Raw genomic sequence first — 26,557 nt, 5'->3', positions numbered from 1 at the left:
TACTCCTTAGCGTGCAGTTACGAATCGTGCCTCGGCCCAGAGAAGGTCGTAGACAGTGAGAGTTGGAATGAGCCGAGCCATTTTTCCCCAAGCGAACAGATGCGCTTGAGAAAATATTTCGTCTGAACCGTCAGATAAGTGTGCACCAAATCGGCAGAAATCACTGAAGATAAAAGACACGAATGGTGCCCAAGCCCACCGTTGAACAGGGGTAATCGAATCGGGGTGCCCCGTGATTCCGGTCGCAAAATTGTACAGCAAATCTGCTCGCGATGAGGATTCAGAGTTCGTTAGCGTGTATCTGTGCTGTAGCGCAGTGCGAAGAAGGAATTCGAACTCTGGAATGCCTTCGAACTGTTTTCTATTTTCGACGAGTTCAGAAAAACCGTGGCGAAACGCTACGTTGTCTGCAGCTTTCCGCTTGCCTTCTGAGTCCAGCAGTTTGGCGACAATACCGTCAAAATCATTGATTAAAAGATCAAGCTGGATGCTGTCGAAAATTTCTTTCAACTCGGCACACTGAAGGTTCTCCGACAGAGCTCCATCGTTGACAGCGCGATGTGCAAGCTCAAAGCCAGCGGCAGCTTCGACATAGCTGATGGACTCTTTAAGTTCCTTTTCGGAGATAGAATCTAGTTCTTCTCGCGAGCGGAGCTTGGCAATGTCATTTATCTCACCAAGAATGCCTGCCCATCTACTTGGATTGAATTCTCCCTGTGTCGATCCAGTTGCGTGAAAGTGGTGATTGATAAGGCCAAACTGAATCGCGAGAGACGGCTGAACAGCAGGGGCGACAGTACTGTGGCCTAGTCGCTCCAAGCTACTTCTCGGGTCACCGCTGATGGCGTGGTAGGCGCGTGTTAGCAGAGGAGCGGACGCTCCGTGGAGCTCACGGTATGAAAGGTTCCTGATAATGGCTAGCTGATCCCATGTCAGGTTCTTTTGGATGAAGCTGCGGTCAACCTGGGGAGAGCTGGCGACAAGCGCGTTTTGTGACGGAATTTTCGGAATTTCAGCACGGTAGCCAGTTTTACCGATAGAAAAATCGACGACGAGCGGTCCTGCTTTCCGCAGCTGCGCAGGAAGAAGCGCTTTCTGCTGCTTGATATCGAGTATCGCTGGTTCCTCATCAGGGGTGCGCATCTGCCAAACAATTGCCTGGACGTTATCGCTACTGCGAATTGGCGAGCTGAGGATGAGGTCCTTCGCCTGAACAAAAACACTTCCCGAATAGTTCGACGACGAAGCTGTAAACAGGGTCGATGCTAATGGAGAGGGATAGGTCCAGTCCCAATTGTCATACTTCTTTTTGAAGGTAGACCAGTATGCGACCCTGCGATCCTTCTGCGCGGCCTTGTATTTTTTGTAAGTAGTGTTCGGGCTCTCCGGATACCACTGGATTCCGACAACAATATCTTTGGCAGTATCGATTGCTTCCAAAATAGAGCTAACAGGTACTTCAAAGATGGTTCTGTTCCTGCGGATATCAGGAGTAAAACGCATAGCCTTGCCTGCACGTTGACCTCCTCTAGAGTGGAGGGATTCTGCCACGTAGACCTCAGCCTTGCCTGACATTGCGTACGGAAAACGAATCTTTAGCTTTCCCCCTGGACGAAGCTGACTTTTGCGAATAAGGCTCGGCCGAGAAACCCACTTCAATGGCTCGCCGGAGTTCTCAATTGCGTATTCAAGAGTATCGGGGATCACAACTGCTTTAAGCTCAAAACCCTCAGGGTTGGTGAGTGTAAAGGCCATTTGGCCTGCATCTGGCTTGATAGAACTAAAGCCATTGAAGTCGGCAACGGTCCTCTTATCTTCAGAACTTTCATAAGTGATGAAGACCTCGGTATTGCCATTGTCGTGAATGTTGGTCTGCGGGTATCGGTAAGAGCAACTGGTACTACTTCCGTACTTCAATCGAACGAAAGCCCCCTCCGCCATGTTGAAAGTGCGCCGTTCTTTCAGCGTGCCATGGTCGAAGAGATTGACTTCGTACTCACCGACCCAGGCATCTCTGTAGTAATCGGGAAATACGGCGATAGGCTCGCCTGTTGTCGAGGACAGCTCTTCGTTCTGTTCGATTACGGTTCGATCCCCGAGTGGAGAGCAGTAAACGAGCGACTTAGTCCAATTCGCATTCTCGCCGAAAGGTAGTTTGATCCGTGGCGATGAATAATAGACAGGTTGTCCATTCTGTCCGAAAACATTCTTCAAGGTTAAATCTTCGTCGAGCCATTCAACCTTATGACTGTTGTTACTCCGGATATGACGAGTAGTAAACGTGGACGTGGAGGAACGACTAAGCGTGAGAGTTCTTACCCCTGTGAGTTCCTCAAAGAGAAAGACCTTCCAACCAATCCAGTTATCGAAACTCCAGATTTCTGCAGGTGCTACGGGGGACGTGCTCGAATCGCTTGTAAACTCCACATCCTCCGGTGCTAATACCAGGAATTTCTTGGGTGAAATGACAGTTTGGTTCTGGAGAATTTCCGAATCGCTGCGAAGGAAAATAGCTGGAAACTCACCGTCATAAAGCCGAAGCGAATGGATGCTTCCATTTTCCGCGTTGTGGACTCGAATTGCAGCTGTCGGCTGGCTAATGGGGATAAGTGTTTCAATCCAACCATTAAGGGCGTAATCGTATTGTGGAGACACGGAGATATTGTCATAGCCCAGATCAACGTTCCACTTACACGCTTTGCCGTTGTCAGGAACAGCGGGCAACACCAAATCGATGGTTCCTAGGTCAGTGTCAATCTTGATGTAAGGAGCTGCTTGCGCCTTTTTGGCCGCAATAGGTTCCAGATTGTCAGTCTCTGGAGAATTGAGATATTCGCGGAGTTCTGAAAACAGCTTCTGGGGAAGTCCATTAGTGCCTTCAAACTCTGCGTTGTACCAATCATTGGTGACATTCGTCCAATGGACGTACTCGACAATGCGCGCGAACATGAATTCTGCAAGAGACGGCTTGAGCACAGACAGTCGGTGCAGTGTAGACGCATCTCTTGTAGCTGCATAGGTGCCGACGAGATGCTTTCCTTCTCGGTCACCGTCCTCGGGGTCGTCGTCATCTTCGAGGAGTTTGTTGGCATCGTCGATGACGCGGTGAAGCTCTGCTGTTGGGATGCCAGCATGTAGTAACGCTCGTTCGACGAATTTTCGGGAACCTAGATCTGTATTCTCGAATGATTCAAGGTGGCAGGAGTTCAGCCAATTATTCAGGTTCTTCCGAATGTGGTTTTCTACGATATCGGATCGTTCGTCAACGTTAATTAGTTGAAAGAAAACAGGCCAAAAAGAGCCTTCTCCGGTAATGTGCGCCCCTGCTGTCGCAAGGGCAGTAACTACTACATTTGGATACCGTGAGAGAAAGTGCCTAATCTCCTGGGCTTTGTCGCTTCTGCGCAGCCCATTGCCAAGCTCGAGGCAAATCCATTCCTGTTCTTCGGGAGTGAGGTTTGTTTCAAAGAACATGATGGGATGCTGGCAGTCGCAGACTGAGCTAATACGTTTTGTGATTAGCTCCTCTGCTTTCATCAAGCGTGCCGGTCCGGTGATTTCCCGTTGAGCAACTTCAGCGATGCTCAAATGTGCTTTAGCGTGACGGCCGCCAGTGGATTTTTCTGCATGCACCGAATTCTTGCCAGGGGGCATTTGTTAAAGACACCTCATAAAACTCGTACTCGATACGGGTTGTGTTCAGCGCCATGGCCACAGAGTGAACAGAGGTGTAATGAAAACCCGCTACCACATTAATCTGAACTAACCTGAACGCTGGTCAGTTGAAATTATCACGGGGAGCGGATTGATCAGATTTATTTAGTTAACGGGGGGAAACGTATGTTCGATAACGGCGGTGAGCGGGGGGATCCCCGCTGTAACCTACTTCACAGGCAGCGCCGAGGCATAGTAATCAGCGGTGGTCATCACACCGTCGTTGAATCCCAGCACCCAGGCAGAGCCCTTCTTGCACAGGATTTCCTCGTCGAAGGGCAGGGTGCCCTCCGCGGACCAGGCGGCCAACAGGTCGGGGATAGTGATGCCCTGAGAGCAGATCACGCTGACTCCGCCCTGTGCGACAATGTTCTCGAAAGCCTTCTTGGACTCCACCTGGTTGGCAATCCAGTGCTCGTCGCCAAGCCGTTCGTCGACTGTGACCTGCATGCCCAGCTCTGCGGCGAGTGGTGCGACGGTGTCCTGGCAGCGCACAGGTTCGGCGGAGTAGACGCGCTCGGGGCGGAAGCCCTCCAGCGCAGAGACGAGCAGTTCCGCTTGACGACGTCCCTTCTTATCCAGTGGCCTCAGCGCATCATTGCCGTTCCAGTTGGCACGACGGTGTGCGCGCCCATGGCGAACCAAAATGAGGCGGGTGTCCGGTTCCTTGTTCATGCGCTTGCGGGCCTTGACCAGCACGTCGCGGTCGAGGTCGTAGGAAAGCAGCTGCTCGGCCTCGTCCCAGGAGACCCAGCGAAGCTCATTGACCTCGGAGTTCTGCTCGAACTCGCCGTCGAGAACCTCAGCGGTCCAGTACCAGACCAGCTTCGTGCGTCCAGCGACAGGGTAGGAGACGTTGCCGACCAGCTTGCCCAGACGGACGCGGTAGCCGGTCTCTTCCCAGATTTCACGCACCGCGGTGGCAATGAGGTTCTCCCCGGCATCCAGCTTGCCTTTCGGCAGCGACCAGTCGTCGTAGGAAGGGCGGTGGATCACGCAGATTTCGGGGTTGTGGGCATCGCCTCGCCATAGAACCGCGCCAGCGGCAAAGGTTGGCTTGGTGACATCCTGGCCTGGCTTCGTCGGAATCTGGCGCAGACGGCCGGTCACGGAGGTATCGCCCTTAAGGTCTTTGTCCTCTTCGTGCATCATCGTGATTTCCCTTTCAGTGCTTTATTGCCGACCTAGTTTAGTATCGCAGGGTGACAACGTCTCGCTAGACTTGTGGGAAATCAGAGACTAATAGAGGAAGGTCGCGGCGATGGTGCAGGTTTCAGTGATGGGTGCGGGCTCGTGGGGCACGACGCTGGCCAAGGTTTTTGCTGATGCAGGCAATCCTGTGCGGCTGTGGTCGCGACGCGCGGAGCAGGCCCAGCGTATTCAGATCAGCCGCGAGAATCACGACTATCTTCCGGGTTTGGGGCTACCTCGCAATATTGAGGCCACCTCCGATGCAGAGGCTGCGCTGACAGGCGCGGATATTGTGGTGCTCGGCGTGCCATCGCAGACATTGCGTGACAACCTCAAGGTCTGGAAAGAGTTCATCGGGCCGGAGACAATTTTGCTCAGCCTCGCGAAGGGCGTGGAGCGTGAGACGCACCTGCGCATGAGTGAGGTCATTGCGGAGGTCACGGATCTTCCAGCAGAGCGTATTGCGGTGCTGTCCGGCCCGAACCTCGCCCGTGAAGTTGCAATGGAGCAGCCAGCGGCGACGGTTATTGCCTGCGCTGATGAGAACAACGCCAAGATGATTCAGGCGGCTGTCGCCACTAACTACTTCCGTCCGTACACCAACACCGACGTCATCGGCTGTGAAATCGGCGGTGCCTGCAAGAACGTCATTGCGCTGGCTTGCGGTATGGCCTCTGGTCAGGGTTTGGGCGAGAACACGCTGGCAACCATCATCACCCGTGGGCTGGCGGAAATCACACGTCTGGGTAACGCTGTCGGCGCGGAAGAGAAGACCTTCGCGGGACTCGCGGGCCTCGGCGACTTGGTAGCGACCTGCTCCTCGCCGCTGTCGCGTAACCGCACCTTCGGTGACCGCCTTGGTCGCGGTGACACGATGGAGCAGGCTCAGCACGCCACGCGTGGTCAGGTGGCTGAGGGCGTGATTTCTTCAATCTCTGTCCGTGACCTCGCTCGCCGCGATGGCGTGGAAATGCCGATTACCGAGGCTGTTTACGCTGTCTGCCACGAAGGTGCGAAGGTCGATGAGACAATTCGCAAGCTGATGGGGCGCAGCCGCAAGTCGGAATAACCAATAGTGCGGGGTCGGGGCTAAACTTAGTCACCATGACTTCGTCGAATAGCTCGTCTGCAGATCACATCTCCGTCGCCGTCATCTACGGTGGCGCAAGCCCTGAGCACAGCGTGTCTTGTGTTTCCGCAGGCGCAATTATGGATCACCTGGATGAGGACCGCTTCCGAGTGGTTCCCATTGGCATTACCAAGGATGGTGTCTGGACCGTCGGCACGCGTGAGACGGACACGCTGCGCACGCAGGGGCGTACGATGCCGGAAGTCACCCCAGGCGAGGAAGTTGCGCTGAGCACGTCGCCGTCGCGCCGCGGTGAGTTTCGCTATGTCACCGGTGAACACGCCGGCGAAATCTTTGACACTGTCGACGTCATCTTCCCGGTTCTCCACGGTCCGCACGGCGAGGATGGCACAATCCAGGGGCTCTTTGAGCTTTCCGGCATTGCTTACGTCGGCCCGGGCGTGCTTGCATCTGCGGCGGGCATGGATAAGGAGCGCACGAAGAATCTTCTGCAGGCGGCGGGGCTGCCCATCGGCAAGCAGGTCGTTTTGCACGTTGGCGAGTCGCTTTCCGACGAGGACAAGGAGACCCTTGGCCTGCCGGTGTTCGTCAAGCCTGCCCGCGGTGGATCGTCGATTGGTATTTCCCGAGTCGATGATTGGGCGAAGTTGGATGCAGCGGTGGAGTTGGCCCGCGAGCACGACTGGAAGGTCATTGTAGAGGCGGGTGTAGACGGCGCCGAGGTAGAAATTGGTGTGCTGCAGCGCGCTGATGGCAGCCTGCAGGTATCGGTTCCGTCCTTGCTTCGCGGCACGGAGGACTCCGACGAGGGCTTCTACGGTTTTGAGACCAAGTACTTGGATGACATCGTTTCGGCGCAGATTCCGGCTGAGCTGCCAGAGGATGTCCTAAAGGCGCTGGACACGGATGCTCGACGGGCATTCAGGGCATTGGGCTCTGATGGGCTGACTCGCGTGGACTTCTTTGTCACGGATAATGGCCTGATTATCAATGAGGTCAACACCATGCCGGGCTTCACTCCGATTTCGATGTACCCGCAGATGTTTGCGGCCTCGGGTGTTGCCTACGAGGAGCTGCTCAGCGCCCTGATTGAGCGGGCGCTGGTAGCTCGTCGGTAAAAGCTGGTTCTTACTTCTCTTCGCTCGGCGAGATGTTCTCCAAGTTGTCAGCGATGACCGCGGAGAGCACCGGCATCAGAGAGCTGGCCTCCGACATTGGCATTTCAACGGCGACGAAGCGTTCACGCCCCATGGCATACCAGGTGGCGGAGGTACCGGAGGAAAGCGATGGTTCGTTGAACCAGACGATGTCGCCAACCTGCGTCAGCTGTTGATTGGTGGTGCTGTAACCAGCCGGCTCGTCGACTCCGCAGCGCAGAACCACCGGATCGGCTGGAGTGCCGCCCCAAATGACCATGTCTTTCGGCATGTCAGCCGGCATTTCCTCTGCGCTCAGACGGTGACGGTTGCCGAGATCGCGGGGGAGTGCGGCCTCCAGGCCACTGCAGCGCTTATCAGCCTCTGGCGCTGCCAGTTCGGCAAGTGGGACACCGCCTCGCTCCGGCTTGTTCTTGTACTCAGAGTCTGGGCGCAGCGCCTCGGCGAGGTCACGCAGTGCATCCTCGGCATCTGCATTTCCCTCGGCAGTGATGGCCACTACTGGCTCGCGGCCGACGGTAAACCAAGTCGCTAGGGACTCGTCGGTGCTGTCGACAACGCGCAGCCACGAAATGCCCTCAACCTCTTCGGTTTTGGCCAGCTCGTTGTACTGGCTGGGCACATTAGCGCCACAGCGTAGCGTGATGCGATCTTGTTCCAAGTTGCGGTACACGGCGGCACCGTCCGGAGCCGGATCGGCAATCTCGGCGCGAACCAGGCCCGCGACCCGATCCGGCAGCCGGTCGAGCAGTTCTTGGCACTCAGGCGAGTCATTGGCAGGAAGCTCCGGATTGGAGATTGAAACGGGCTTTGCCGCCTGATTATCCTGGTAAATTTTTGCGGCGAAGATGATACCGAGGATAGAGATAATGGCGATAGCGAGTGCAATGCCCGCGCGTGTCCGGTTACCCTTGGACTGAACTGTTTCTCCCGATGGGGGTGCGTCTACCATGGGCCTGATTCTACGTTGTCCGGTACCAATCCCAATTAGTTGGGGGCAATACTGAACTGCTAGCCAGCAATCGCTCCCCAGTGACCGCCAGCCATCGACAATTAGGAATGTGACTCGACACTGTGACTGAACTGACCATTGGCGATATTGGCGAGTTTGGGGTCATTGAGGCCATACGAGCGATGGCGCCGTCGGCACGCAATGGCGACGATGCCGCCGTGTTGACTCAGACAACTCCCAACGCCCGCTTTGTTACCTCCACCGACATGCTGGTGGAAGGGCGCCACTTCCGTCTGGACTGGTCGACGCCGCAGCAGGTCGGCGCGAAGGCCGCGGTGCAGAATTTTGCTGATATCGAGTCGATGGGGGCGCGTCCGACAGCGATGCTCTTCGCCATCTCGGCACCGTTGCACACTCCGGTGAGCGTGGTTACCGGCATCGCCGAGGGGTTGTGGCAGGAAGGTAAGCAGTGTCCGGCGGAGCTCGTCGGTGGTGACATGGTCAGTGGAGATTCGCTGGTGATTTCAATCAGTGCAATGGGGGAACTCGGCGGACTGGGGCGGCCGCTGCTGCGCTCGGCGGCACGCGCAGGGGATACGGTGATTGCGTCGGGGCGGATCGGTTACTCTGCAGCGGGTCTTGCGCTGCTGCAACACTGCGGAAGCCCGGCGAAGGTTCCAAACGAGTTTTCGCAGCTGGTGGCAGCACACTGCACGCCCGAATTTGAATACCGCAGGGGTGCCACGGCGCGGGCCACGGGTGTGCGTTCACTGACGGACAATTCGGATGGTCTGGTGGTGGATCTTCGCGCTATTGCACAGGCATCCAGGGTTACTTTGGAGGTCGATGGCAGCGCAATCAAGCCCGATGAGCTGCAGATCGCTGCCGGCGAGTATCTCGGTATCGACCCATGGGAGTGGGTGCTCAGCGGCGGGGAAGACCACACGCTTATCGGTTCCACGCCGGGGGAGCCTCCGACGGGGTTCCGCGCAATCGGCACGGTGTCGAAGGAAAAGTTCGATTCGGTGCTTATCGACGGCAAACCTCCTGCCCGTGATGCCGGTTGGGTTTCCTTTTAAGAGTTCGAAGAGGTCCTTAAAAAGAGGACTTGAGAAAGAAAGGCTGCATGACATGGATCCGTTGCCGGTCGAAGAGGGTTGGCAAAAGGCGCTGGAGCCAGTGACCGATGATATTCACCGGATGGGGCAGTTCCTGCGTGAGGAGAACGCGGCTGGCTACGGTTACCTGCCCGCGGGCACTGACGTGCTGCGCGCCTTCACGTACCCATTCGATGAGGTCAAGGTGCTCATCATCGGACAGGATCCGTATCCGACCCCAGGACATGCAATGGGCCTTAGCTTCTCGGTTCAGCCGGATGTGAAGCCGGTGCCGCGTTCATTGGCCAATATCTTTAAGGAGTACTCCTCCGACCTGGGGCTCCCGACTCCCTCAAACGGTGATCTCACGCCGTGGAGCAGGCAGGGGGTGGCCCTGTTCAACCGTGTGCTGACCGTGCGTCCGGGCGCCGCTGCGTCGCACCGAGGTAAAGGCTGGGAAGCAATCACGGAGCATGCCATCAAAGCATTGGTCGCCCGTGATCAGCCCCTCGTAGCAATTCTGTGGGGACGCGATGCGCAGAGTTTGCAGCGTTGGCTCCCGGGCGTGGATTGTATCTGTTCGCCGCACCCGTCACCGCTGTCAGCATCCCGTGGGTTCTTCGGGTCGCGCCCTTTCAGCCGGGCTAATGAGTCGCTCGTCCGTCAGGGAGCTGCTCCTATTGACTGGACGCTAGAATAGGAACTCATGTCTTCGCAGATAGGTTCTGCCGCCATTGTCGGCTGGGTAGCCAGGGGGATTGATGCACTTCAATCCCGCCGCGATGAGATCAACAGTCTCAACGTCTTCCCAGTACCGGACTCCGATACCGGTTCCAATATGCTCGCGACTTTGACTGCGGCGTATGACGAAGCGCAAAAAGCCGATGCTTCTGATGTCCGAGCAGTCACTGCGGCTCTGGCTGCCGGTGCGGTGCGCGGGGCCCGCGGGAATTCGGGCACCGTGCTTTCGCAGGTCTTTCGTGCGGTGGCGGAGGCTGCTTCCGGTAGCGGTATTGGCGTTGAGTCGGTGCAGCACTCGCTGAAGCTAGCCGTGCAGCATGTCTCCCAGGCGATTGCCAATCCGGTTGAGGGCACAATTCTGACGGTCCTGCGTCACGCCGCAATTGCCGCGGAGGAATTTAAGGGCGACTCGATCGATGAGCTTGCCGACATCATTGCGGATGCCGCTCGTGACGCGCTGGCGAAAACCCCCAATCAGCTCCCGGCACTGCAGCAGGCGGGCGTGGTTGACGCCGGTGGGGCGGGATTGGTCATTCTGCTCGACGCGCTTGCCGACGAAGTCAGCGGCCGGGCAACCGCCCCGGTCGATCTGCATGTCGACGCTCCACACACAGCCACCGTTGAGATGGAGGTCATGTACCTGATTTCCTTGTCGGATAATCAGGCGGTGGAGGAATTGCGGGAGCGGCTGAAACCGCTGGGAAATTCGCTTATCATCGCAGGTGATGCTGGTAACGCGGGAACCTCGCAGTACATGGTGCATATCCACACAGTGGAGCCGGGGGCAGTCATTGAGGCGGCGCTTGACTTCGGTCGCCCGGAGGGCATCCGCATCGAGGTGCTTGATGAACCGGTGCCAACACCGGAGTCCACGCGCATTCTTATTGCAGTAGTGCCGGACGGTCCGCTGAAAGACCTCATTACCTCATCGGGGGCGATTGCTATCAGCCCAACTCCATCAGAACGGGCAGCCACCGCTGATCAGGAGTTCGCTGACAATGTGGTCACCAAGGCGCTGACTGCCATGCGTGGCACGGACGAGGTGATCCTGCTGCCAAATGGGCTGGTCAGTGACCAGGAATTGGCCGATATCGAATTCAGTGCTGCCGCGGCTAATCCGACACTCGCGGTGGTGTCCACGGACTCAATTGCCGCTGGCCTTGCTGCCTTGGCCGTGCATTCCTCTGAGCTGCCGCTGGCCGTTGCCGCCTATGCGATGGGAGAGGCTGCCAATGGCACGCGGACGGCCGCAGTCGCTGCGGACGTCGATAAGCCCTTGAATGAAGCACTCACCGAAACCATCTCAGACCTGTTGGCCGACGGTGGGGAACTAGTGACTCTGCTGCTCGGGCGCGGTGCCGAGGGTGTGGACGTGGCGGATGTGCGGGCGCGGCTGGACAAGCCGGTAGAGGTTGTGGCCTATGATGCGGCCGGCATCGATGCGCTCGTGCAGGTAGGAATCGAGTAGCACGATGCTCGGATGGCTCGGCTCGGATTATGCGCGCACGCCCCTGAATATCGTGGTGGGGCCGAAGATTGCGAAGAAGCTCCACACGGCTTTCGGTATGGAGACCGTCTCGGATGCGTTGACGAATTTCCCAAAGCGCTATGTGGCGCAGGGCAAGAGCTTAGATGTGTCCTTTTCCGACATTGGCGATACGATCACCACGGTGGTGGAGGTGCACAGCATTTCGCCGGCACCCGCGTTCGCTGACCGCCGTAAACCGCTGAAAATCTATGTCAGCGACGGTGTGCGCATTCTTCCGGCGGCGATTTTCGGTGCCGAATGGCTGCGCAACATGTTGCACCCGGGTGTGCGTCTGCTTATTGTCGGCACGCTCAGTGAGTTCCGCAATCAGCTGCAGCTAAAAAATGTTGACTGCATGGTGCTGAAACCCGACGGTTCGGTCGGTGCTGCCACCGGTAAGTTGGCCACGCTGACGAAGACGGCCAAAGGAATCGCAGAGATGCAGCGCCTGCTCACGCGCCCGTACTTGCCCATTTATCGCGGCCGCAAAGGAGTAGCGGGTATTCACCTGGCCCTGTACATGCAGCGCATCCTCGAATGGTTACCACTGCAGCCAGACCCATTGCCCGCTACACCGCTGGGACTTACCGATTTCGACTCCGCACTGCGTGGCGCGCACTTTCCTTCCATCGCGGGGCCCGACATTGCGCTTGCCCGACTGAAGTATGACGAGGCGCTCGAGCTCCAACTCGCCGTTGGCGCGCGAAAACGCACTCAAGCCAGTCTCACCGCTCCGGCCTGCATGGAAGTCGCCGGGGGCCTTCGCGACGAGCTACGCAAGGGGTTGCCGTTTTCGCTTACCGACGGCCAGGTCGCGGTTTCGGCCGACATTGCGCACGACATGTCTCGGCCTAGTCCTATGAACCGCCTACTAGCTGGTGAAGTCGGCTCGGGTAAGACCGTGGTGGCCCTGTTGGGAATGCTGCAGGCAGTTGATGCCAGTCGGCAGTGTGCGATGCTCGCACCGACGGAAGTACTGGCTCAACAGCACTATCGCTCCCTGACGGCGATGCTGGAGCAGGCCGGAGTAGCAGCGACTGTGCGACTGCTAACGGGATCGATGTCGACTAAGGAGCGCCGGGCAACCCTGCTTGAGGCGGTCAACGGGGAGGCGGACATTGTCGTCGGCACGCATGCTCTGCTCAGTGAGGGCGTGGAGTTCTTCGATTTGGGACTGGTGGTTGTCGATGAGCAGCACCGCTTTGGTGTGCGCCAGCGCGATCAATTGCGCAGCAGGGGACGGGGCGGAATGACACCGCATTTGTTAGTGATGTCGGCAACCCCGATTCCGCGCACGGTAGCGATGACCATTTTTGGTGACCTCGCGGTATCGCAGTTGACGGAATTGCCAAGGGGACGGCAGGAGATTCAGTCCTTTGTCGTACCGACGCTGGAGAAACCCCGCTGGGAGACACGGACGTGGGAGCGCATCGGGGAAGAAGTGGCTAAGGGTAACCGCGCCTTCATTGTCTGCCCCCGCATTACCCGCGATGAAGAACAATTCCTCGACGAATCCGTGGAAGCGGTGTTCGACCGCGCAAGAAAGAAACTGCCCGGTGTACGTATCAGCCAGTTGCACGGCAACATGGCGCCGGAGGAAAAAGACCGCGTTATGCAGGCGTTTGCCGCAGGGCAGCTAGATGTGCTCGTGTCCACGACGGTTATCGAAGTCGGCGTGGATGTGCCAGAGGCCACGGTCATGATGATTCGTCGCGCCGAGAGCTATGGCATCTCGCAGATTCATCAGCTGCGCGGCCGTGTCGGTCGTGGCGACCGCGGGGGCCTGTGCTTCCTGTGTACGCACACGCATTCTCAGACACCGGAGCGCACCCGGCTGGAACGCATTGCCGCCACTACCGACGGTATTCAGCTGGCGGAGCTGGACCTGGCCACGCGCAGCTTCGGAGACCTGCTCGGCGATGACCAATCGGGGCTGGCCACTGGTCTCGGCCTGGTGGACCTCACCACCGACGGCGAGATTATCGAGCGCACCCGACACGATGCCACGGTGCTACTCGACGGCAACGAGAAGCTTGTGGCGGAGCTCATCTCGGATATTGATGAAGAGCAGTCGAACTACTTGGACCGTTCCTAATAAGACGTAAGTAGACTGTTGGGCATGGTAGATGTCTGTGCACCTTTTGCAGGAGTTGTCCGCTGGGAGGTCGTCGAGAATGACTCGGTGACGACCGGTCAGGTTATTGCAGTCGTGGAGGCTGTCAAGCTCGAAGCACCCGTTTTAGCGCCCTGCCCGGGCACGATTGCGGAGACGGTAGCAGGTCAATTCGTGGACGTCGAAGGTGGCCAGCTGCTGGCACGGATTACCCCAGCCGCTGGCAGCACTCCGGCACAGAACAACGGCAACGAGAATACAGCGCACGAAGGGAAGTAGATGACCCGCATTATTGCAGGTGAGGCACGCGGTCGTAGGCTAGTCGCACCCAAGGGAGAGACCACTCGACCAACTAGCGACCGCGCGAAGGAAGCCATCTTTTCATCCTGGTCCACACGCTTTGGCGTAGAGGGAACCCGTGTTCTCGACCTATTTGCCGGCTCGGGCGCACTCGGGTTGGAGGCAGCTTCCCGTGGCGCGCGTTCCGTCGTGCTGGTGGAAAACGATCCGAACGCGATTGCTGCCATCGAAAAGAACATCCGCACCGTCGGTCACCCCGATGTGTCCGTGGCTCCGATGAAGGTATCGTCGTACCTCGCGGGCGCGCCGGGCAAGCCCTTTGACCGCGTCATCGCTGATCCTCCCTACGAGCTGGCGGGGGAAGCCGTTACCGAGATGCTCGAGGCGCTGCGCAGCTTTCTCGCGCCGGGCGCAGTTGTGACGGTGGAGCGTCACCGCGATGATGAGGAGACGCAGTGGCCGGAAGGCTACGAGCAGCTCCAGCAGAAGCTCAAGCGCCGCATCCACGGTATGGCGCGATTCGACACAGCTATCTACAGCGCTTAACGTTCTTCTTTACGCTTTACGACGGCCAAAGGTGGTTTGACCTCTATGACTCACGCATGTTGCCCCGGTTCCTATGACCCCATGACCTGCGGTCACCTCGATGTGATTGAGCGTGCCGCGCGCCAGTTTGAGCAGGTGACTGTGCTGGTTACCCACAATCCGAATAAGCAGGGCATGTTCAATGTCGAAGAGCGCATGGACCTGATTCGACAGTGCACGGAGCACCTGGACAATGTGCGGGTGGATTCCTGGTCGAAGCTGTTGGTTGACTACACCTCAGCTCATGGCATCACCTGCCTGGTCAAGGGGTTGCGCTCGGCGGCGGACTACGAGTACGAGGCGCCCATGGCGCAGATGAATCGCCGTATGACTGGCATTGAGACTCTCTTTGTGGAAGCCAATCCGAAGTACGGTCATGTGTCGTCGACGCTGATGAAGGAAGTTGTACGCTACGGCGGTTCGGTGGAAGGGCTAGTTCCTGAGCCTGTCTTACACGCCCTGCAGCTCCGACTGAAGTAGCATGTAAGTCATGTTTCGCGTCTTCGAATCTCTTGATGAACTGGTCCAGATCCTAGAAGAGGCACACGGCGTGCCACTGTCGGCCAATTGTATGGTTCCGCGTCAGCGTGTTCTCGAGCTGCTCGACGAGCTGAGGGATGCTTTCCCCACTGAGCTCGATGATGCGCAGGATGTCCTGGACCAGCGCGATGAGATTATCAACGATGCCGAAGCCCGGGCGAACAACACCGTTTCCACTGCGGATGAAGAAGCCCATCGCATTGTCAACGAGGCCGAGGCCCGCGCTAACCACACCGTCGAGGATGCCAATGCCCACGCGGCCGGCACAGTCGCGGCCGCTGAGGACGACGCTCGTCGTCTCCGCGAGAATGCTCAGCATGAGTATGACAGCATCTTGGATCGTGCTTCTGCCGAGTCCGATCGCCTGGTTCGCGCTGGTAATGACTCATACGAACGCTCCGTAGCGGAAGGCCGTGAGGAACAAGCTCGCCTGGTCGCTGAGTCGACGGTCGTCCGCGAGGCCAACGACGAGGCGAATCGTCTGCTGTCGGACGCGCACGCAGATTCCTCCCGCCTCCGCGAAGAGTGTGACCGTTACGTGGACACCAAGCTCGCTGAGTTTGAGCAGACTCTGCAGGAGACCCTGCGCAATGTCGGTCGTAATCGCTCCGTACTGCGTTCGGGTGCCGGCGCCGTCGGCGGTGGTTCAGGTGCGCAGAACGCGCCGTCTTCCTTTTCTGATGGCCAGGAACGCCACCGGTACGAGCGTTAGGGCATCTTCGGGGTAGACTGAGGTCTATCATGACTGACTCATCCCCATTTATTCTGGACGTTTCTACATGTCTGCAGGACGACATGCCCGAACAGTTCCACAAGGTAGGCGATAGTCCTGTTCGCGTCGGTGCCGAGATGATTGGTGTTGCCGCAGGCGAGGAGGTTGTCGTTGACGGCATTGTCACCAACCTCGGCAGCGGTGTCATGGTTGACGCGACTGTGACAGCCAAAGCAACCGGCGAGTGCGTGCGCTGTCTTGCCCCGCTGAATCCGGAGCTCAGCTTCCATATTTCTGCTGTCTTTTCCAATGAAGAGGACTTCATCACCGGTGACGATGCCGATGAAGAAGAGCTCGAGGACGAGGTTGGCCAGATCGTCGACAACACGGTGGACATCACTCAGGCCGTCATTGACGAGGCCGGTTTGAACCTGCCTTTCAATCCGACCTGTGAGGATTTCGATTCCAGCTGCGCTGAGTCGGACTCGGATGTGCCGGAGCCGGATGGCATCTCAGGCGAAGAAGAGCGTATTGATCCGCGTTGGGCTGGCTTGGCAGAAAAATTTGGCTCGCTCGGGGACGATAAGTAATCGACGACGACTTAGACGAAGACTTTAAAGGAGATTTAACGGATGAGCCGCAAGCGTCGGCTAACCGGTGAGGCGGCTAGAAAGGCGGCCTTTGAGGCTGTCGATCACGCCCCGCTGCTGGAAAAACTCGGTGTTGAACTACCGGAGGAGTCCCTGAAACTCGCTCTGACTCACCGCAGTTTCGCAAATGAAAATGGCATGCTGACCAATAATGAGCGTCTGGAGTTCCTGGGCGACGCCGTGCTGGGCATGTGCGTTGCTGAAGAACTCTACCGTCGCTTCCCGGATCGCGCTGAGCAGGACATTTCCAAGATGCGCGCAGGTGTCGTGAACATGTATGCGCTCGCTGACCTGGCCCGCAGCATCGGGCTGGGAGAGCACATTCTTCTCGGCCGTGGTGAGAAGGCGACCGGCGGTGCGGATAAGCACTCGATTCTCGCCGACACCACAGAGGCGCTGCTGGGAGCTATTTACCTCCAGCACGGCTTCGACATTGCCCGTGAGACCGTTCTTCGCCTGTTCAACCAGATGATCGACGATGCCCCGACGGAGTCCCGCGGGCGTGACTGGAAGACGCTGCTGCAGGAGCGCCTGGCGGCCAAGCAAATGCCGGCTGCCGAGTACACCGTCCGCACCACGGGCCCCGACCATGACCTAACTTTCTATGTCGACGTGCTGGTTGACGGCGTGGTCAAGGGTAGCGGTACCGGTGCCACGAAGAAGGAAGCCGAGATGCACGCTGCTCATCAGGCGCATACTGCACTGGCCTAATGCCCGAGCTTCCTGAGGTCGAATGCGTCCGCCGAGGTGTTGACGCGTACGTCGTCGGTGGCCGCATCGAGGACACTTTCGTCTACAACGCCCGTGCCGTGCGGCGCCAACCCGGTGGTGCCGCGGAGTTTATCGGTCGGACGCGCGGGCGCACGGTTGTCGCCACGGATCGCCGCGGCAAGTTCATGTGGCTCACGCTTGACGACGACTCGGCAATCGCCATCCACCTGGGCATGAGCGGCCAATTGCGCGTGGAGCCTCCGTTTACTCCGGATACGATGCCTGGCCGCCACACCCGAGCCGCCTTCGACATCGTTTTGCCGGACGGCGCTCGGCACCTGATCAACTTCAACGATCAACGCACCTTTGGCTGGGTCTGGGCCTGCGAGCTGGTCGAATCCCATGGTCGCTTTGTGCCGGAACCCGCAGCCAAGATTGCGCCTGACCTGTTGGAACCAAAGTTCGATGTGGTGGCGCTCGCGCACCGCATGATGAAATCTCGCTCGCCGGTCAAGGCCGTGTTGCTCAATCAGAACATCGTGTCCGGCATCGGGAACATCTACGCCGACGAAATGCTGTGGGCAGCGAAGGTCGATGGCCGCGTGCCGGCGTGCGACCTTTCGGTTCGTCGATTAGCGAAACTTCTGCGGGAGGGACAAGCGGTACTCGAGAGGGCGCTAGCGGCGGGTGGGACGAGCTTTGATGCACTGTATGTGCATGTCAACGGGGAGAGCGGCTATTTTGATCGGAGCCTGAACGCCTATGGTCGAGCAGGGGAGCCGTGCTCGAGGTGTGGGCGTGCAATTGCACGCCTGCCATTCGGGAACAGATCGAGTTATCTGTGTCCCAAGTGTCAGCGCTAGAATTCTCCTATGAGCTTCATGGAACAAGCGACCGATTGGGTCAACGCCTGGAACGACAAGTACTGGCTGTTCATGATTGTGCTGCTTGTCATTGCAGGCCTGTACTTCTGTTGGCGAACCATTGTGGTCCAGCTTCGGTACATCCCGGAGATGTTCAAGGCAATTACCGAAAAGCCGTCTGACATCTCCGAGGGTGTCAAGGGCATCTCCGCCTTTAAGGCCTTCACAATCTCTGCTGCCTCGCGTGTTGGTACCGGTAACGTCGCAGGTGTGGCGGTGGCAATCACTACCGGTGGACCAGGCGCCGTGTTTTGGATGTGGCTACTCGCTGCGATTGGCGGTGCTACCAGCTTCGTGGAGTCGACGCTGGCGCAGCTGTACAAAGTCCGCGATAAGGACTCCTATCGAGGAGGGCCTGCGTACTACATCACGAAGGGACTGGGGGAGAACTGGCGCTGGATGGCGTCACTGTTCGTCATCGCTATCACGGTGACCTACGGGTTCGTGTTCAACGCGGTGCAGTCCAACTCGATTACGGCGGCTGTGGCTGAGTCGACTGGTCAGGATACGCCGATCTTTAAGTTCTGTGTCGGTGTAGTTCTGGCGGTCTTGGCTGGCGTCATCATCTTCGGTGGTGTACAGCGCATTTCTGCCGTGACGCAAATTGTCGTACCAATCATGGCCGTGGCCTACATCGTGCTCGGTCTGATCGTGCTGGCTCTCAATATCACTGAAGTGCCGAGCATGATCAAGCTCATCTTCGAGCATGCCTTCGGTATTCGCGAAATTGCCGGCGCTGCCGTCGGTACCGCCATGATGCAGGGTATTCGCCGCGGCCTGTTCTCCAACGAAGCCGGTATGGGGTCCACTCCGAATGCAGCGGCGACGGCATCGGTGTCGCACCCGGTCAAGCAGGGCCTCATCCAGACGATGGGCGTCTACTTCGACACCTGGGTAGTCTGTACCATCACCGCAGTTATCATCCTGTTGTCCGATCCGACCTTCGGCGGCGATGCGGAGGGCACCACGTTGACTCAGGCTGCACTGTCGGCACAGGTGGGTACGTGGGCGATCCACGCGGTCACGATTATCATCTTCTTCCTCGCGTTCTCCTCGCTGGTGGGTAACTACTACTACGCCGAGGCGAATATCTCGTTCCTGTCCAAGAGCAAGGCCGCGCTGAATACCATGCGCGTGCTGGTCCTTCTGTGTGTCATCGGCGGCGCTGTCGGTTCCGTGCCGCTGGTCTGGTCGCTTGCGGACACCTTCTCCGCACTCATGGCCACCATCAACATCATTGCCATTCTTCCGCTGGGTGGCGTAGCCGTCGCGCTGCTGCGGAACTACTCCGAGCAGAAGGCCAAGGGGCTCAATCCGGTGTTCCACCGCGATGATCTGCCGAACCTTCGCGGCCACGACAAGATTGAGTGCTGGGATGGTTCCGATCCGATGACGGTGCGTGAGTCCGATGTCGCTTAACGACGTCCGCCTCACCGCGTGGGTCCACGGTCGTGTTCAAGGTGTCGGTTTTCGCTGGTACACCCGTGCGACGGCGCTGGAGTTAGGGCTGGTCGGCTACGCCCAGAACTACCCGGATGGTCGGGTGCTGGTTGTTGCCGAAGGGCCACGGGAAGACTGTGAGCGTTTGCTCGCTTGGCTTGAAGGCCCGAATACTCCGGGCAATGTGACGGCAGTGGTGCCGCTATGGCAGAAATCGAAGGGTACATTGAGCACGTTTGACCGTCGTTAAGCGTGTGCTAACTGTGTACTTTCCCCCATCTCGGTGTAGGAAGCCGAAAAAATCGAAAAAGCTTTATCCCTCGCTCTGTGTGATTGATTTTGCGCAGGTAGCGGGGGATTTTTCGTGTCTTGAAGTAGTCGCAAGGGGCGCTGGAAAGGCCCCGGAGTACTTAAAAACTACGCAAGTGAGAAAAAGAATACGCAAATACGGAGGAAAAGTGATTTAAGTTAATAACTACCTACTGACAGACAGGGGAGGCACAAATGACGCCTGAAGAAGTAATTGCACAGTCGGGAAACTCAGCGTGGATGCTGATCTCGGCTTCGTTGGTCTTGCTCATGACGCCGGCGCTCGCGCTGTTCTACGGCGGCATGTCGCGACAGAAGTCGGTGCTCAACATGATGATGATGAGTTTTGGTGCTGTCGGCGTTGTCGGTGCCATTTACGTGCTGTGGGGCTGGTCGATGTCCTACGGGTCGCAGTCGATTGGCGGTGTATTTGCCAACCCATTCGAGTTCTTCGGCCTGCGTAACTCGATTACGGATGGCGACGGCAACTACATTGCGGGGGCGAATGGCTACCCGAACATCATCGACATCGGATTTCAGCTCACGTTCTGCTCGATCTCCGTGGCGCTGATTTCCGGCGCGCTGGCTGAACGCGTGAAGTTCTCCACCTGGTTGATCTTCGTCGGTTTCTGGACGACGTTGGTGTACTTCCCAATGGCGTTCATGGTCTGGGGCGGCGGACTGCTGAGCCACTCGGCAGAGAGTCTGTCGGCGAAGCTGTTCGGCACCGCTGACGGTGAAGCGCTTATCGCTCCGATTGACTTCGCCGGCGGTACGGTTGTCCACATTGCCGCTGGTACCGCAGCGTTGGTGCTGGCGATTATCGTCGGAAAGCGCAAGTCTGTTGCTACCAACGAGCACCGTCCGCACAACCTGCCGCTGGTCATGCTTGGTGCGGCACTACTGTGGTTCGGTTGGTTCGGTTTCAACGGTGGTTCCGCATTTGCCGCTGACGGTTCTGCTGGCCTGGCTTGGCTGAACACCACGGTGGCAGCGTGTGTGGGTATGCTCGGCTGGATTTCGCTCGAGCGGATTCGCGACGGACACCCCACCTCGCTGGGGGCCGCATCGGGTGTTATTGCCGGTCTCGTGACCATTACTCCGGCTGCTGGAGATATGAACCCGGTGACCTCTATCATTCTGGGCTACATCGGCGGCGTGGTGGCCTGCTGGGGCGTTGGGCTGAAGTACAAGTTCAACTTTGATGACGCCCTGGACGTGGTTGGCTTGCACCTGGTCGCAGCGATGTGGGGCACCATCGGGGTCGGCCTGTTGGCTAACGATCGCGGCCTGCTCACCGGCGGTGGCATCGACGGCCTGAAGCTGTTTGCCATCCAGGTCATTATTGCCGTTGTCGCAGCTGTGTTCTCCGGAGTGCTGACATACATCATCGCCCGAGTTCTGAAGGCGACCGTCGGCTGGCGTATCCACGGCGAACAGGAACACTCCGGTATTGACTTCGCTCAGCACGGAGAATCGGCCTACACGTCTGCCAAGCAGATGGCTGTGTAAACAAGAGTGTGCTTGGGGTAATTCAGCTCCAACCCGCTACTGCAGGTAAGATGTTGCCCCATGTATTTGAAATCGCTGACTCTGAAGGGCTTTAAATCCTTCGCTTCGGCGACGACGATGAAATTCGAGCCCGGTATCTGCGCCGTTGTTGGCCCGAATGGATCCGGAAAGTCGAATGTCGTCGATGCACTCGCGTGGGTCATGGGCGAGCACTCCGCCAAGACCCTCCGCGGCGGCAAAATGGAAGATGTTATCTTCGCGGGAACCTCCGGGCGAAAGCCCTTGGGGCGCGCGGAGGTCACTCTTACCATCGACAATTCCGATGGCGCACTTCCCATTGAATATAAGGAAGTCTCCGTCACGCGTCGCATGTACCGCGACGGCGCAAGTGAGTACGAAATCAACGGTTCCCGCGTCCGCCTCATGGACGTGCAAGAACTGCTCAGCGACACCGGCATTGGCCGTGAGATGCATATCATCGTCGGCCAGGGTCGGCTTTCGCAGATTCTGGAGTCCCGGCCAGAGGAGCGCCGCGCATTTATTGAAGAGGCGGCAGGTGTGCTCAAGCACCGCCGCCGCAAGGAAAAAGCACAGCGCAAGCTGCAGTCGATGCAGGCCAATCTCGACCGACTGCAGGATCTGACAGGTGAGCTTTCCCGTCAGCTCAAACCACTGAAGCGTCAGGCTGAGGCCGCCTCTCGCGCCCAGACCGTGCAGGCAGACTTGCGCGATGCCAAATTGCGCCTGGCCGCTGCGGACTTTGTGGATTTGCAGGACAGCCTCAATGACATTGCTGGCCAGGCCAAGATCATTGAGGAAAAGGTAGAGGCCGCCACTGAGCGCGCCGAGATTGCTACTGAACGCACCGCGGAACTTGAAGCCGAGCTGGAGGACATTACTCCAGCAGCTGACGCTGCCCGAGATCTGTGGTTCCGCCTCTCCGCGCTCGGCGAGCGTATCCAGGCCACCGCTCGCATCGCTGCCGATCGCGCAGCTGACCACTCCGTCGCTCCGTGGGTAGGCCCCGACCCGGACTTCCTGGAGCAGCGTGCCGAAGATGCCGCCAGCGAGGAAGCCACACTAGCTGAGGCGGAGGCAGAGGCTCGCGAAAAGCTGGAGGAAATCCGCGAAACGCTCTTCGATGCCGAGGAAACCTTCCGCGAAGCCGAAGCGGAGCACCTCGCTGCCGTTCGCGCTATCGCCGACCGCCGCGAAGGCGTTGTTCGTCTGATCTCCGCAGAAGAATCGTTGCGCACCCGCTTGGAAGCCGCTGAAGCCGAAGCTGCGCGCCTGACCGAGCAAACCGATGAGGCCGACGAACGTCGTGCCGATGCCACCGAAGCTGTGGAAATCGCCGCGCAGGAACTCGCCGAGGCCGAATTCGAAGGTCCCGAGCTACAGAGCGCATATGAGCAGGCCAACCGCGAAGCAGAGCAGGCTTCGACGCGTTTGCAAGAACTCCGCTCTGATGAGCGCGACCTCGAGCGCAGCGTCTCAGGTCTATCCGCCCGCATCGAAGCTCTGGAGACCGCCCGCACCGCCGCCGCCAACGACGGCACAGCGTGGCTGCGTGAAAAGCACGAGCTCGGCGCGCTCTCTGAGGTCATTGACGTTGACACCGGCTGGGAGAAGGCGCTCACCGTAGCACTCGGCGCGGCCGCCGAAGCGCTGGTCAGCGAGGGAAGTGGCGAATCGCTTATCGACGAGCTCGTGGCCTCGGGCAAGGGCAGCGCCGTCGTTATCAATTCTGCGGACGTATCCGACTCCTGGCGCTTGGACATCACTTTGCCCGCACAGGCCTCCTGGCTGCTAGACCACGTGACTGTCCCAGCCAACCTCTCCGGTCCTCTGACCTCACTACTCGTTGATGTCGTAGCCTGCGATGACGACCAGCTGGCCCGCGAACTGGTGGCGCAAGATACTCGACTGCGCGTTGTTGACCGCGATGGTGTGCTACGTGGCTCTGGCTGGGTAGCTGGCGGTGCTGGAGGCACTGCATCAGGTGTTGAAATCGCCGCGGACATTGCCAAAGCCCGCGAAGAGTTGGCGGAAGCGCAGATGCGTTTGAGTGACCTCGGTGGTGTGCTCTCCGGTGCCCAGGACGAAGAAGAGGACCGTCGCACGGACGCGGCGGCGGCCCGCGCAGCTTTGCGTGAGCACCAGAGTCGTATGAAGGTGCTTACAGATGCTCGCACTCGAGCAACCGCACAGCTGTCCGGCGTCGTCCATGATGCCGAGCGCGCTGAGCAGCGTGGGGCCGAGGCCGCTGCGCGAGTAACGAAGCTCCAGAAGGAGTTGGCGGAAGTCGCAGACCGCCTGGCTCGCGTTGACCGTGACCCCGAGGAGGGGGAACCGTCGACAAGCGAACGAGACCGTGCGTCGGAGGCGCTGACGGCGGTGCGCGCGATGGAAACGGAAGCACGTTTGTCGTTGCGAACGGCTGAGGAACGTTTGTCGAGTGTGCGTGGTAAAGCCGAGCGATTGCGACGTCAGGCGGCGTCGGAGCGCGTAGCGAAGGCCCGCCATGAGCAGGCGCAGATGGCGAAGATTGCCCAGCGGGAGCTTGCAGAGGTCGTTGCAGAGCTGGCTGAGGATCTGCACGGGAAGGTCAACGTGTCGCTGGCGCGGGCAGAGGCCGATCGTGACGATGCCGAGGCACAGAAGAAGACGGTATCGCAGGCACTGTCGGCCGCCCGGACGGAAGCGAACACAGCGCAGCGTGAGCTGGCACAGCTAACGGATTCCGCGCACCAGGGGGATATCGCCCGTGCGCAGGCGCAGGTGCGCGTGACCGAGGCTGCAGAGCGCATCGTTGACCAGTTGGGGCTGTCTGTCGATGACCTACTCGCGGATTTCGCCCCCGATGAGAACTTCGACCGCGCGGCCGTGACGAAGCAGCTCAAGCAGGCGGAGAAGGACTTGCGTGTGCTCGGCCGCGTCAATCCGTTGGCGCTGGAAGAGTACAAGGCGATGGAGGAGCGCTATTCATTCCTGTCCACGCAGCTCGATGACGTCCTCAAAGCCCGCCAGGATCTCACCGATGTTGTCGAGGAAGTCGATGCCACGATTCTGCAGCTCTTCGCGGACGCGTGGAAGGATGTCGAGGCAGAATTCCCCGCGGTCTTCCAAACGCTCTTCCCGGGTGGCGACGGACGACTGGTTCTCACTGAACCGGACAACCTGCTCACGACAGGTATCGAGGTTGAAGCACGCCCACCGGGCAAAAAGGTCAAGCGCCTATCCTTGCTCTCCGGTGGCGAGAAGTCGCTGACGGCGCTGGCAATGCTCGTTGCTATTTTCCGAGCTCGCCCGAGTCCCTTTTACGTGCTCGACGAGGTGGAGGCCGCGCTTGACGACGTTAACCTGCGTCGCCTCATTGCGTTGCTAGAGGAACTTCGCGCGACTAGTCAGCTGATTGTCATTACGCACCAGAAACCGACGATGGACGTTGCGAATGTGCTCTACGGCGTGACCATGCGGGGCGACGGTGTGACACGAGTAATCTCGCAGCGAATGTCACCGGCGTCCGCGCCCGAGGCGACGTCGGCGGAGTAGGTGATGAAGAGTAGTTGATACTGCATAATGAGAGTTATGACTCCAACTCAGTGGATACTCCTCGTCGTCGCGATTGTCGTTATTATCGCGCTGCTTTTTGTTGCGGGCTATGTCCGTAGGAAGAACCAGCGCATTTCTTTTTCCAAGGAAGATACTAAGGAACTCACCCAGCAGGAGAAGTCTGGAAATTACCAGGCCACTAGTGGTTTTAACTTCGCTCCGGCCGGTGGTGGAACGGATACCCGCGAGAAGCAGCCGGTTGAAAAACCGATGCCCAAGCCGGCGGAAAAGCCCATTGAAAAGCAGGTCCCGGAACCAGTTGAAAAGCGGGCAGATGAGCCTGTTGATAAGTCGACGGATGGCTCCCTGCTGAAGCCGGAAGGCCAACTGCCTATTCCCGATAACCCCACCGAAATGGAGGGGGATCACAACCGCGTAATGCGGGAGATTCCCATTGATTTGCCTACCGCGGGGGAACAGGAACCCGAATCTGAGCCAAAGCCACAGGCGAAACCAGAACAGAAGGCAGAGCCCGAGGAAAAGGCAGAGCCTGAGGTAGAGGTAGTCCCTGCACCGGATCCTGCACCGGAGCCGAAGCCTGCACCTGAGCCGGAACCAGTAGCAGAACCGCAGTCAGAACCGACCCCAGAGCCAGAACAGCAGATTGAGTCCATCGATCCCGCTGAGGGGCGTCTGGGTCGTCTGCGCGGTCGACTCTCTCGTTCGCAGAATGCGATTGGGCAATCCGTGCTGGGCATTCTGGGCGCTGGTGACCTCGATGAGGACGCGTGGGAAGAAGTCGAGGACATCCTGGTGATGGCTGACCTCGGCGCGACTGCGACGCAGCGTGTCGTCGATAAGCTGCGCGAGCGTATTGCCAGCCAGAAGGTGAGCACGGAAGAGCAAGCGCGTGCCCTGCTGCGTGAGGTGCTGATTGAGGAGTGCAAGCCTGAGATGGATCGCTCCATTCGCGCACTTCCGCACGAGGGCAAGCCCGCAGTGATTCTGGTGGTCGGTGTCAACGGCACTGGTAAGACCACGACGACGGGCAAACTGGCTCGTGTGCTGGTTGCCGGTGGCCACCACGTTGTTCTCGGTGCAGCGGACACTTTCCGTGCCGCTGCTGCAGATCAGCTGGAAACCTGGGGCCGTCGTGTCGGTGCCGAGACCGTTCGTGGCGCTGAAGGCGCGGATCCTGCTTCGATTGCGTTCGAGGCAGTGTCACACGGTATTAATTCCGGTGCTGATGTCGTGCTCATTGACACCGCCGGCCGCCTGCACACCAAGGTTGGTCTGATGGATCAGCTAGACAAGATTAAGCGTGTCGTGGAGAAGAAGGCTCAGGTTGACGAAGTCATCCTGGTTCTTGACGCGACGGTTGGTCAAAATGGCCTACTGCAGGCTCGTACATTCCGGGATGTTGTGGACATCACCGGCGTTGCGCTGACCAAGCTGGACGGTACCGCTAAGGGGGGCATTGTCTTCCAGGTGCAAAATGAGCTCGGTGTGCCGGTGAAGCTGGTTGGCCTCGGTGAAGGTGCTGACCACCTGGCGCCGTTTGAACCGGAGAGCTTTGTAGACGCACTCCTCGGTGGCCGCAAATAGTAGCTAGCATCGATGAGTGAATTTTCCATCGTTCGGTGAGTACAGCGTCAACTGTCACCCAGCAAAAATAAAGGCCTCGGAGCCATTGCGTAACTTTCCGTAGAGGATACGCGGGGCTCCGAGGCCTTCACT

The 26,557-nt window shown here is 58.6% G+C and carries 21 protein-coding genes; 18 read left to right on the top strand and 3 right to left on the bottom strand.

Features of this window, described 5'->3' with window-relative positions:
• Nucleotides 1–6: 6 nt before the first annotated feature.
• Both ADA16_RS10685 and ADA16_RS10680 read right to left on the bottom strand, forming a co-directional pair.
• Nucleotides 7–3,654: a hypothetical protein gene (locus tag ADA16_RS10685; protein ID WP_152680764.1), complete on the bottom strand. Its 3,648-nt coding sequence runs from the start codon at nucleotides 3,652–3,654 to the stop codon at nucleotides 7–9.
• Nucleotides 3,655–3,882: 228 nt separating this feature from the next.
• Nucleotides 3,883–4,863: an NUDIX hydrolase gene (locus ADA16_RS10680; RefSeq protein ID WP_193387508.1), complete on the bottom strand. Its 981-nt coding sequence runs from the start codon at nucleotides 4,861–4,863 to the stop codon at nucleotides 3,883–3,885.
• 112 nt (nucleotides 4,864–4,975) lie between these two features.
• On the opposite strand from ADA16_RS10680, the gene ADA16_RS10675 reads away from it, so the two are divergent.
• Both ADA16_RS10675 and ADA16_RS10670 read left to right on the top strand, forming a co-directional pair.
• Nucleotides 4,976–5,974, top strand: a complete 999-nt coding sequence (locus ADA16_RS10675; RefSeq protein ID WP_048761934.1) for an NAD(P)H-dependent glycerol-3-phosphate dehydrogenase — start codon at nucleotides 4,976–4,978, stop codon at nucleotides 5,972–5,974.
• A 35-nt stretch (nucleotides 5,975–6,009) separates the two neighbouring features.
• Nucleotides 6,010–7,113 (top strand): D-alanine--D-alanine ligase family protein, encoded by a 1,104-nt coding sequence (locus ADA16_RS10670; RefSeq protein WP_048761931.1) that lies wholly within the window; start codon nucleotides 6,010–6,012, stop codon nucleotides 7,111–7,113.
• Between the two features lie 10 nt (nucleotides 7,114–7,123).
• On the opposite strand, the gene ADA16_RS10665 is transcribed toward ADA16_RS10670, so the two are convergent.
• Nucleotides 7,124–8,104, bottom strand: coding sequence for a DUF3515 domain-containing protein (locus ADA16_RS10665; protein ID WP_048761928.1), 981 nt, complete (start codon nucleotides 8,102–8,104; stop codon nucleotides 7,124–7,126).
• Between the two features lie 122 nt (nucleotides 8,105–8,226).
• Here ADA16_RS10665 and ADA16_RS10660 point away from each other — a divergent pair, with 122 nt between their 5' ends.
• The 16 genes from ADA16_RS10660 to ftsY all read left to right on the top strand — a co-directional run bounded on the left by ADA16_RS10660 (nucleotide 8,227) and on the right by ftsY (nucleotide 26,425).
• Nucleotides 8,227–9,183, top strand: a complete 957-nt coding sequence (locus ADA16_RS10660; RefSeq protein WP_048761925.1) for a thiamine-phosphate kinase — start codon at nucleotides 8,227–8,229, stop codon at nucleotides 9,181–9,183.
• A gap of 52 nt (nucleotides 9,184–9,235) precedes the next feature.
• Nucleotides 9,236–9,901, top strand: coding sequence for a uracil-DNA glycosylase (locus ADA16_RS10655; RefSeq protein ID WP_048761922.1), 666 nt, complete (start codon nucleotides 9,236–9,238; stop codon nucleotides 9,899–9,901).
• A 6-nt stretch (nucleotides 9,902–9,907) separates the two neighbouring features.
• A complete protein-coding gene (locus ADA16_RS10650) occupies nucleotides 9,908–11,410 on the top strand; it encodes a DAK2 domain-containing protein (protein WP_048761919.1) in 1,503 nt (500 codons plus the stop codon).
• A 4-nt stretch (nucleotides 11,411–11,414) separates the two neighbouring features.
• Nucleotides 11,415–13,565: an ATP-dependent DNA helicase RecG gene (locus ADA16_RS10645; protein ID WP_048761917.1), complete on the top strand. Its 2,151-nt coding sequence runs from the start codon at nucleotides 11,415–11,417 to the stop codon at nucleotides 13,563–13,565.
• 24 nt (nucleotides 13,566–13,589) lie between these two features.
• On the top strand, nucleotides 13,590–13,862 hold the full coding sequence (locus ADA16_RS10640; RefSeq protein ID WP_048761914.1) for an acetyl-CoA carboxylase biotin carboxyl carrier protein subunit: 273 nt from the start codon (nucleotides 13,590–13,592) through the stop codon (nucleotides 13,860–13,862).
• Nucleotides 13,863–14,429, top strand: coding sequence for a 16S rRNA (guanine(966)-N(2))-methyltransferase RsmD (gene rsmD / locus ADA16_RS10635; RefSeq protein WP_048761912.1), 567 nt, complete (start codon nucleotides 13,863–13,865; stop codon nucleotides 14,427–14,429). It abuts the gene before it with no gap.
• Nucleotides 14,430–14,474: 45 nt separating this feature from the next.
• The gene (coaD, locus tag ADA16_RS10630) at nucleotides 14,475–14,948 is read left to right on the top strand and encodes a pantetheine-phosphate adenylyltransferase (RefSeq protein WP_048761909.1); all 474 of its coding nucleotides are present in this window, start codon (nucleotides 14,475–14,477) and stop codon (nucleotides 14,946–14,948) included.
• A gap of 10 nt (nucleotides 14,949–14,958) precedes the next feature.
• Nucleotides 14,959–15,720 (top strand): DivIVA domain-containing protein, encoded by a 762-nt coding sequence (locus tag ADA16_RS10625; protein ID WP_048761907.1) that lies wholly within the window; start codon nucleotides 14,959–14,961, stop codon nucleotides 15,718–15,720.
• Between the two features lie 29 nt (nucleotides 15,721–15,749).
• A complete protein-coding gene (locus ADA16_RS10620) occupies nucleotides 15,750–16,310 on the top strand; it encodes a YceD family protein (protein ID WP_048761904.1) in 561 nt (186 codons plus the stop codon).
• Nucleotides 16,311–16,352: 42 nt separating this feature from the next.
• Nucleotides 16,353–17,081, top strand: a complete 729-nt coding sequence (rnc, locus tag ADA16_RS10615) for a ribonuclease III (protein WP_048761902.1) — start codon at nucleotides 16,353–16,355, stop codon at nucleotides 17,079–17,081.
• Nucleotides 17,081–17,944, top strand: coding sequence for a bifunctional DNA-formamidopyrimidine glycosylase/DNA-(apurinic or apyrimidinic site) lyase (gene mutM / locus ADA16_RS10610; protein ID WP_048761899.1), 864 nt, complete (start codon nucleotides 17,081–17,083; stop codon nucleotides 17,942–17,944). Before rnc ends, mutM begins: the two co-directional genes overlap by 1 nt.
• An 18-nt stretch (nucleotides 17,945–17,962) precedes the next feature.
• Complete coding sequence (locus tag ADA16_RS10605) at nucleotides 17,963–19,423, top strand: alanine/glycine:cation symporter family protein (RefSeq protein ID WP_048761993.1); 1,461 nt, start codon at nucleotides 17,963–17,965, stop codon at nucleotides 19,421–19,423.
• On the top strand, nucleotides 19,413–19,694 hold the full coding sequence (locus ADA16_RS10600; protein ID WP_048761896.1) for an acylphosphatase: 282 nt from the start codon (nucleotides 19,413–19,415) through the stop codon (nucleotides 19,692–19,694). Before ADA16_RS10605 ends, ADA16_RS10600 begins: the two co-directional genes overlap by 11 nt.
• A 254-nt stretch (nucleotides 19,695–19,948) precedes the next feature.
• Nucleotides 19,949–21,265 (top strand): ammonium transporter, encoded by a 1,317-nt coding sequence (locus ADA16_RS10595; protein ID WP_048761894.1) that lies wholly within the window; start codon nucleotides 19,949–19,951, stop codon nucleotides 21,263–21,265.
• A 60-nt stretch (nucleotides 21,266–21,325) separates the two neighbouring features.
• Entirely contained in the window at nucleotides 21,326–24,820 is a 3,495-nt protein-coding gene (smc, locus tag ADA16_RS10590) for a chromosome segregation protein SMC (RefSeq protein WP_048761890.1), read from the top strand.
• Nucleotides 24,821–24,856: 36 nt separating this feature from the next.
• Nucleotides 24,857–26,425, top strand: a complete 1,569-nt coding sequence (ftsY, locus tag ADA16_RS10585; protein WP_048761889.1) for a signal recognition particle-docking protein FtsY — start codon at nucleotides 24,857–24,859, stop codon at nucleotides 26,423–26,425.
• Nucleotides 26,426–26,557 lie beyond the last annotated feature (132 nt).

The sequence above is a fragment of the Corynebacterium vitaeruminis genome (assembly GCF_001054325.1).
Lineage (GTDB): Bacteria > Actinomycetota > Actinomycetes > Mycobacteriales > Mycobacteriaceae > Corynebacterium > Corynebacterium vitaeruminis_A.
Note: the sequence above shows the minus strand (reverse complement) of the source record. Positions and strands in the feature narration are given on the sequence as shown.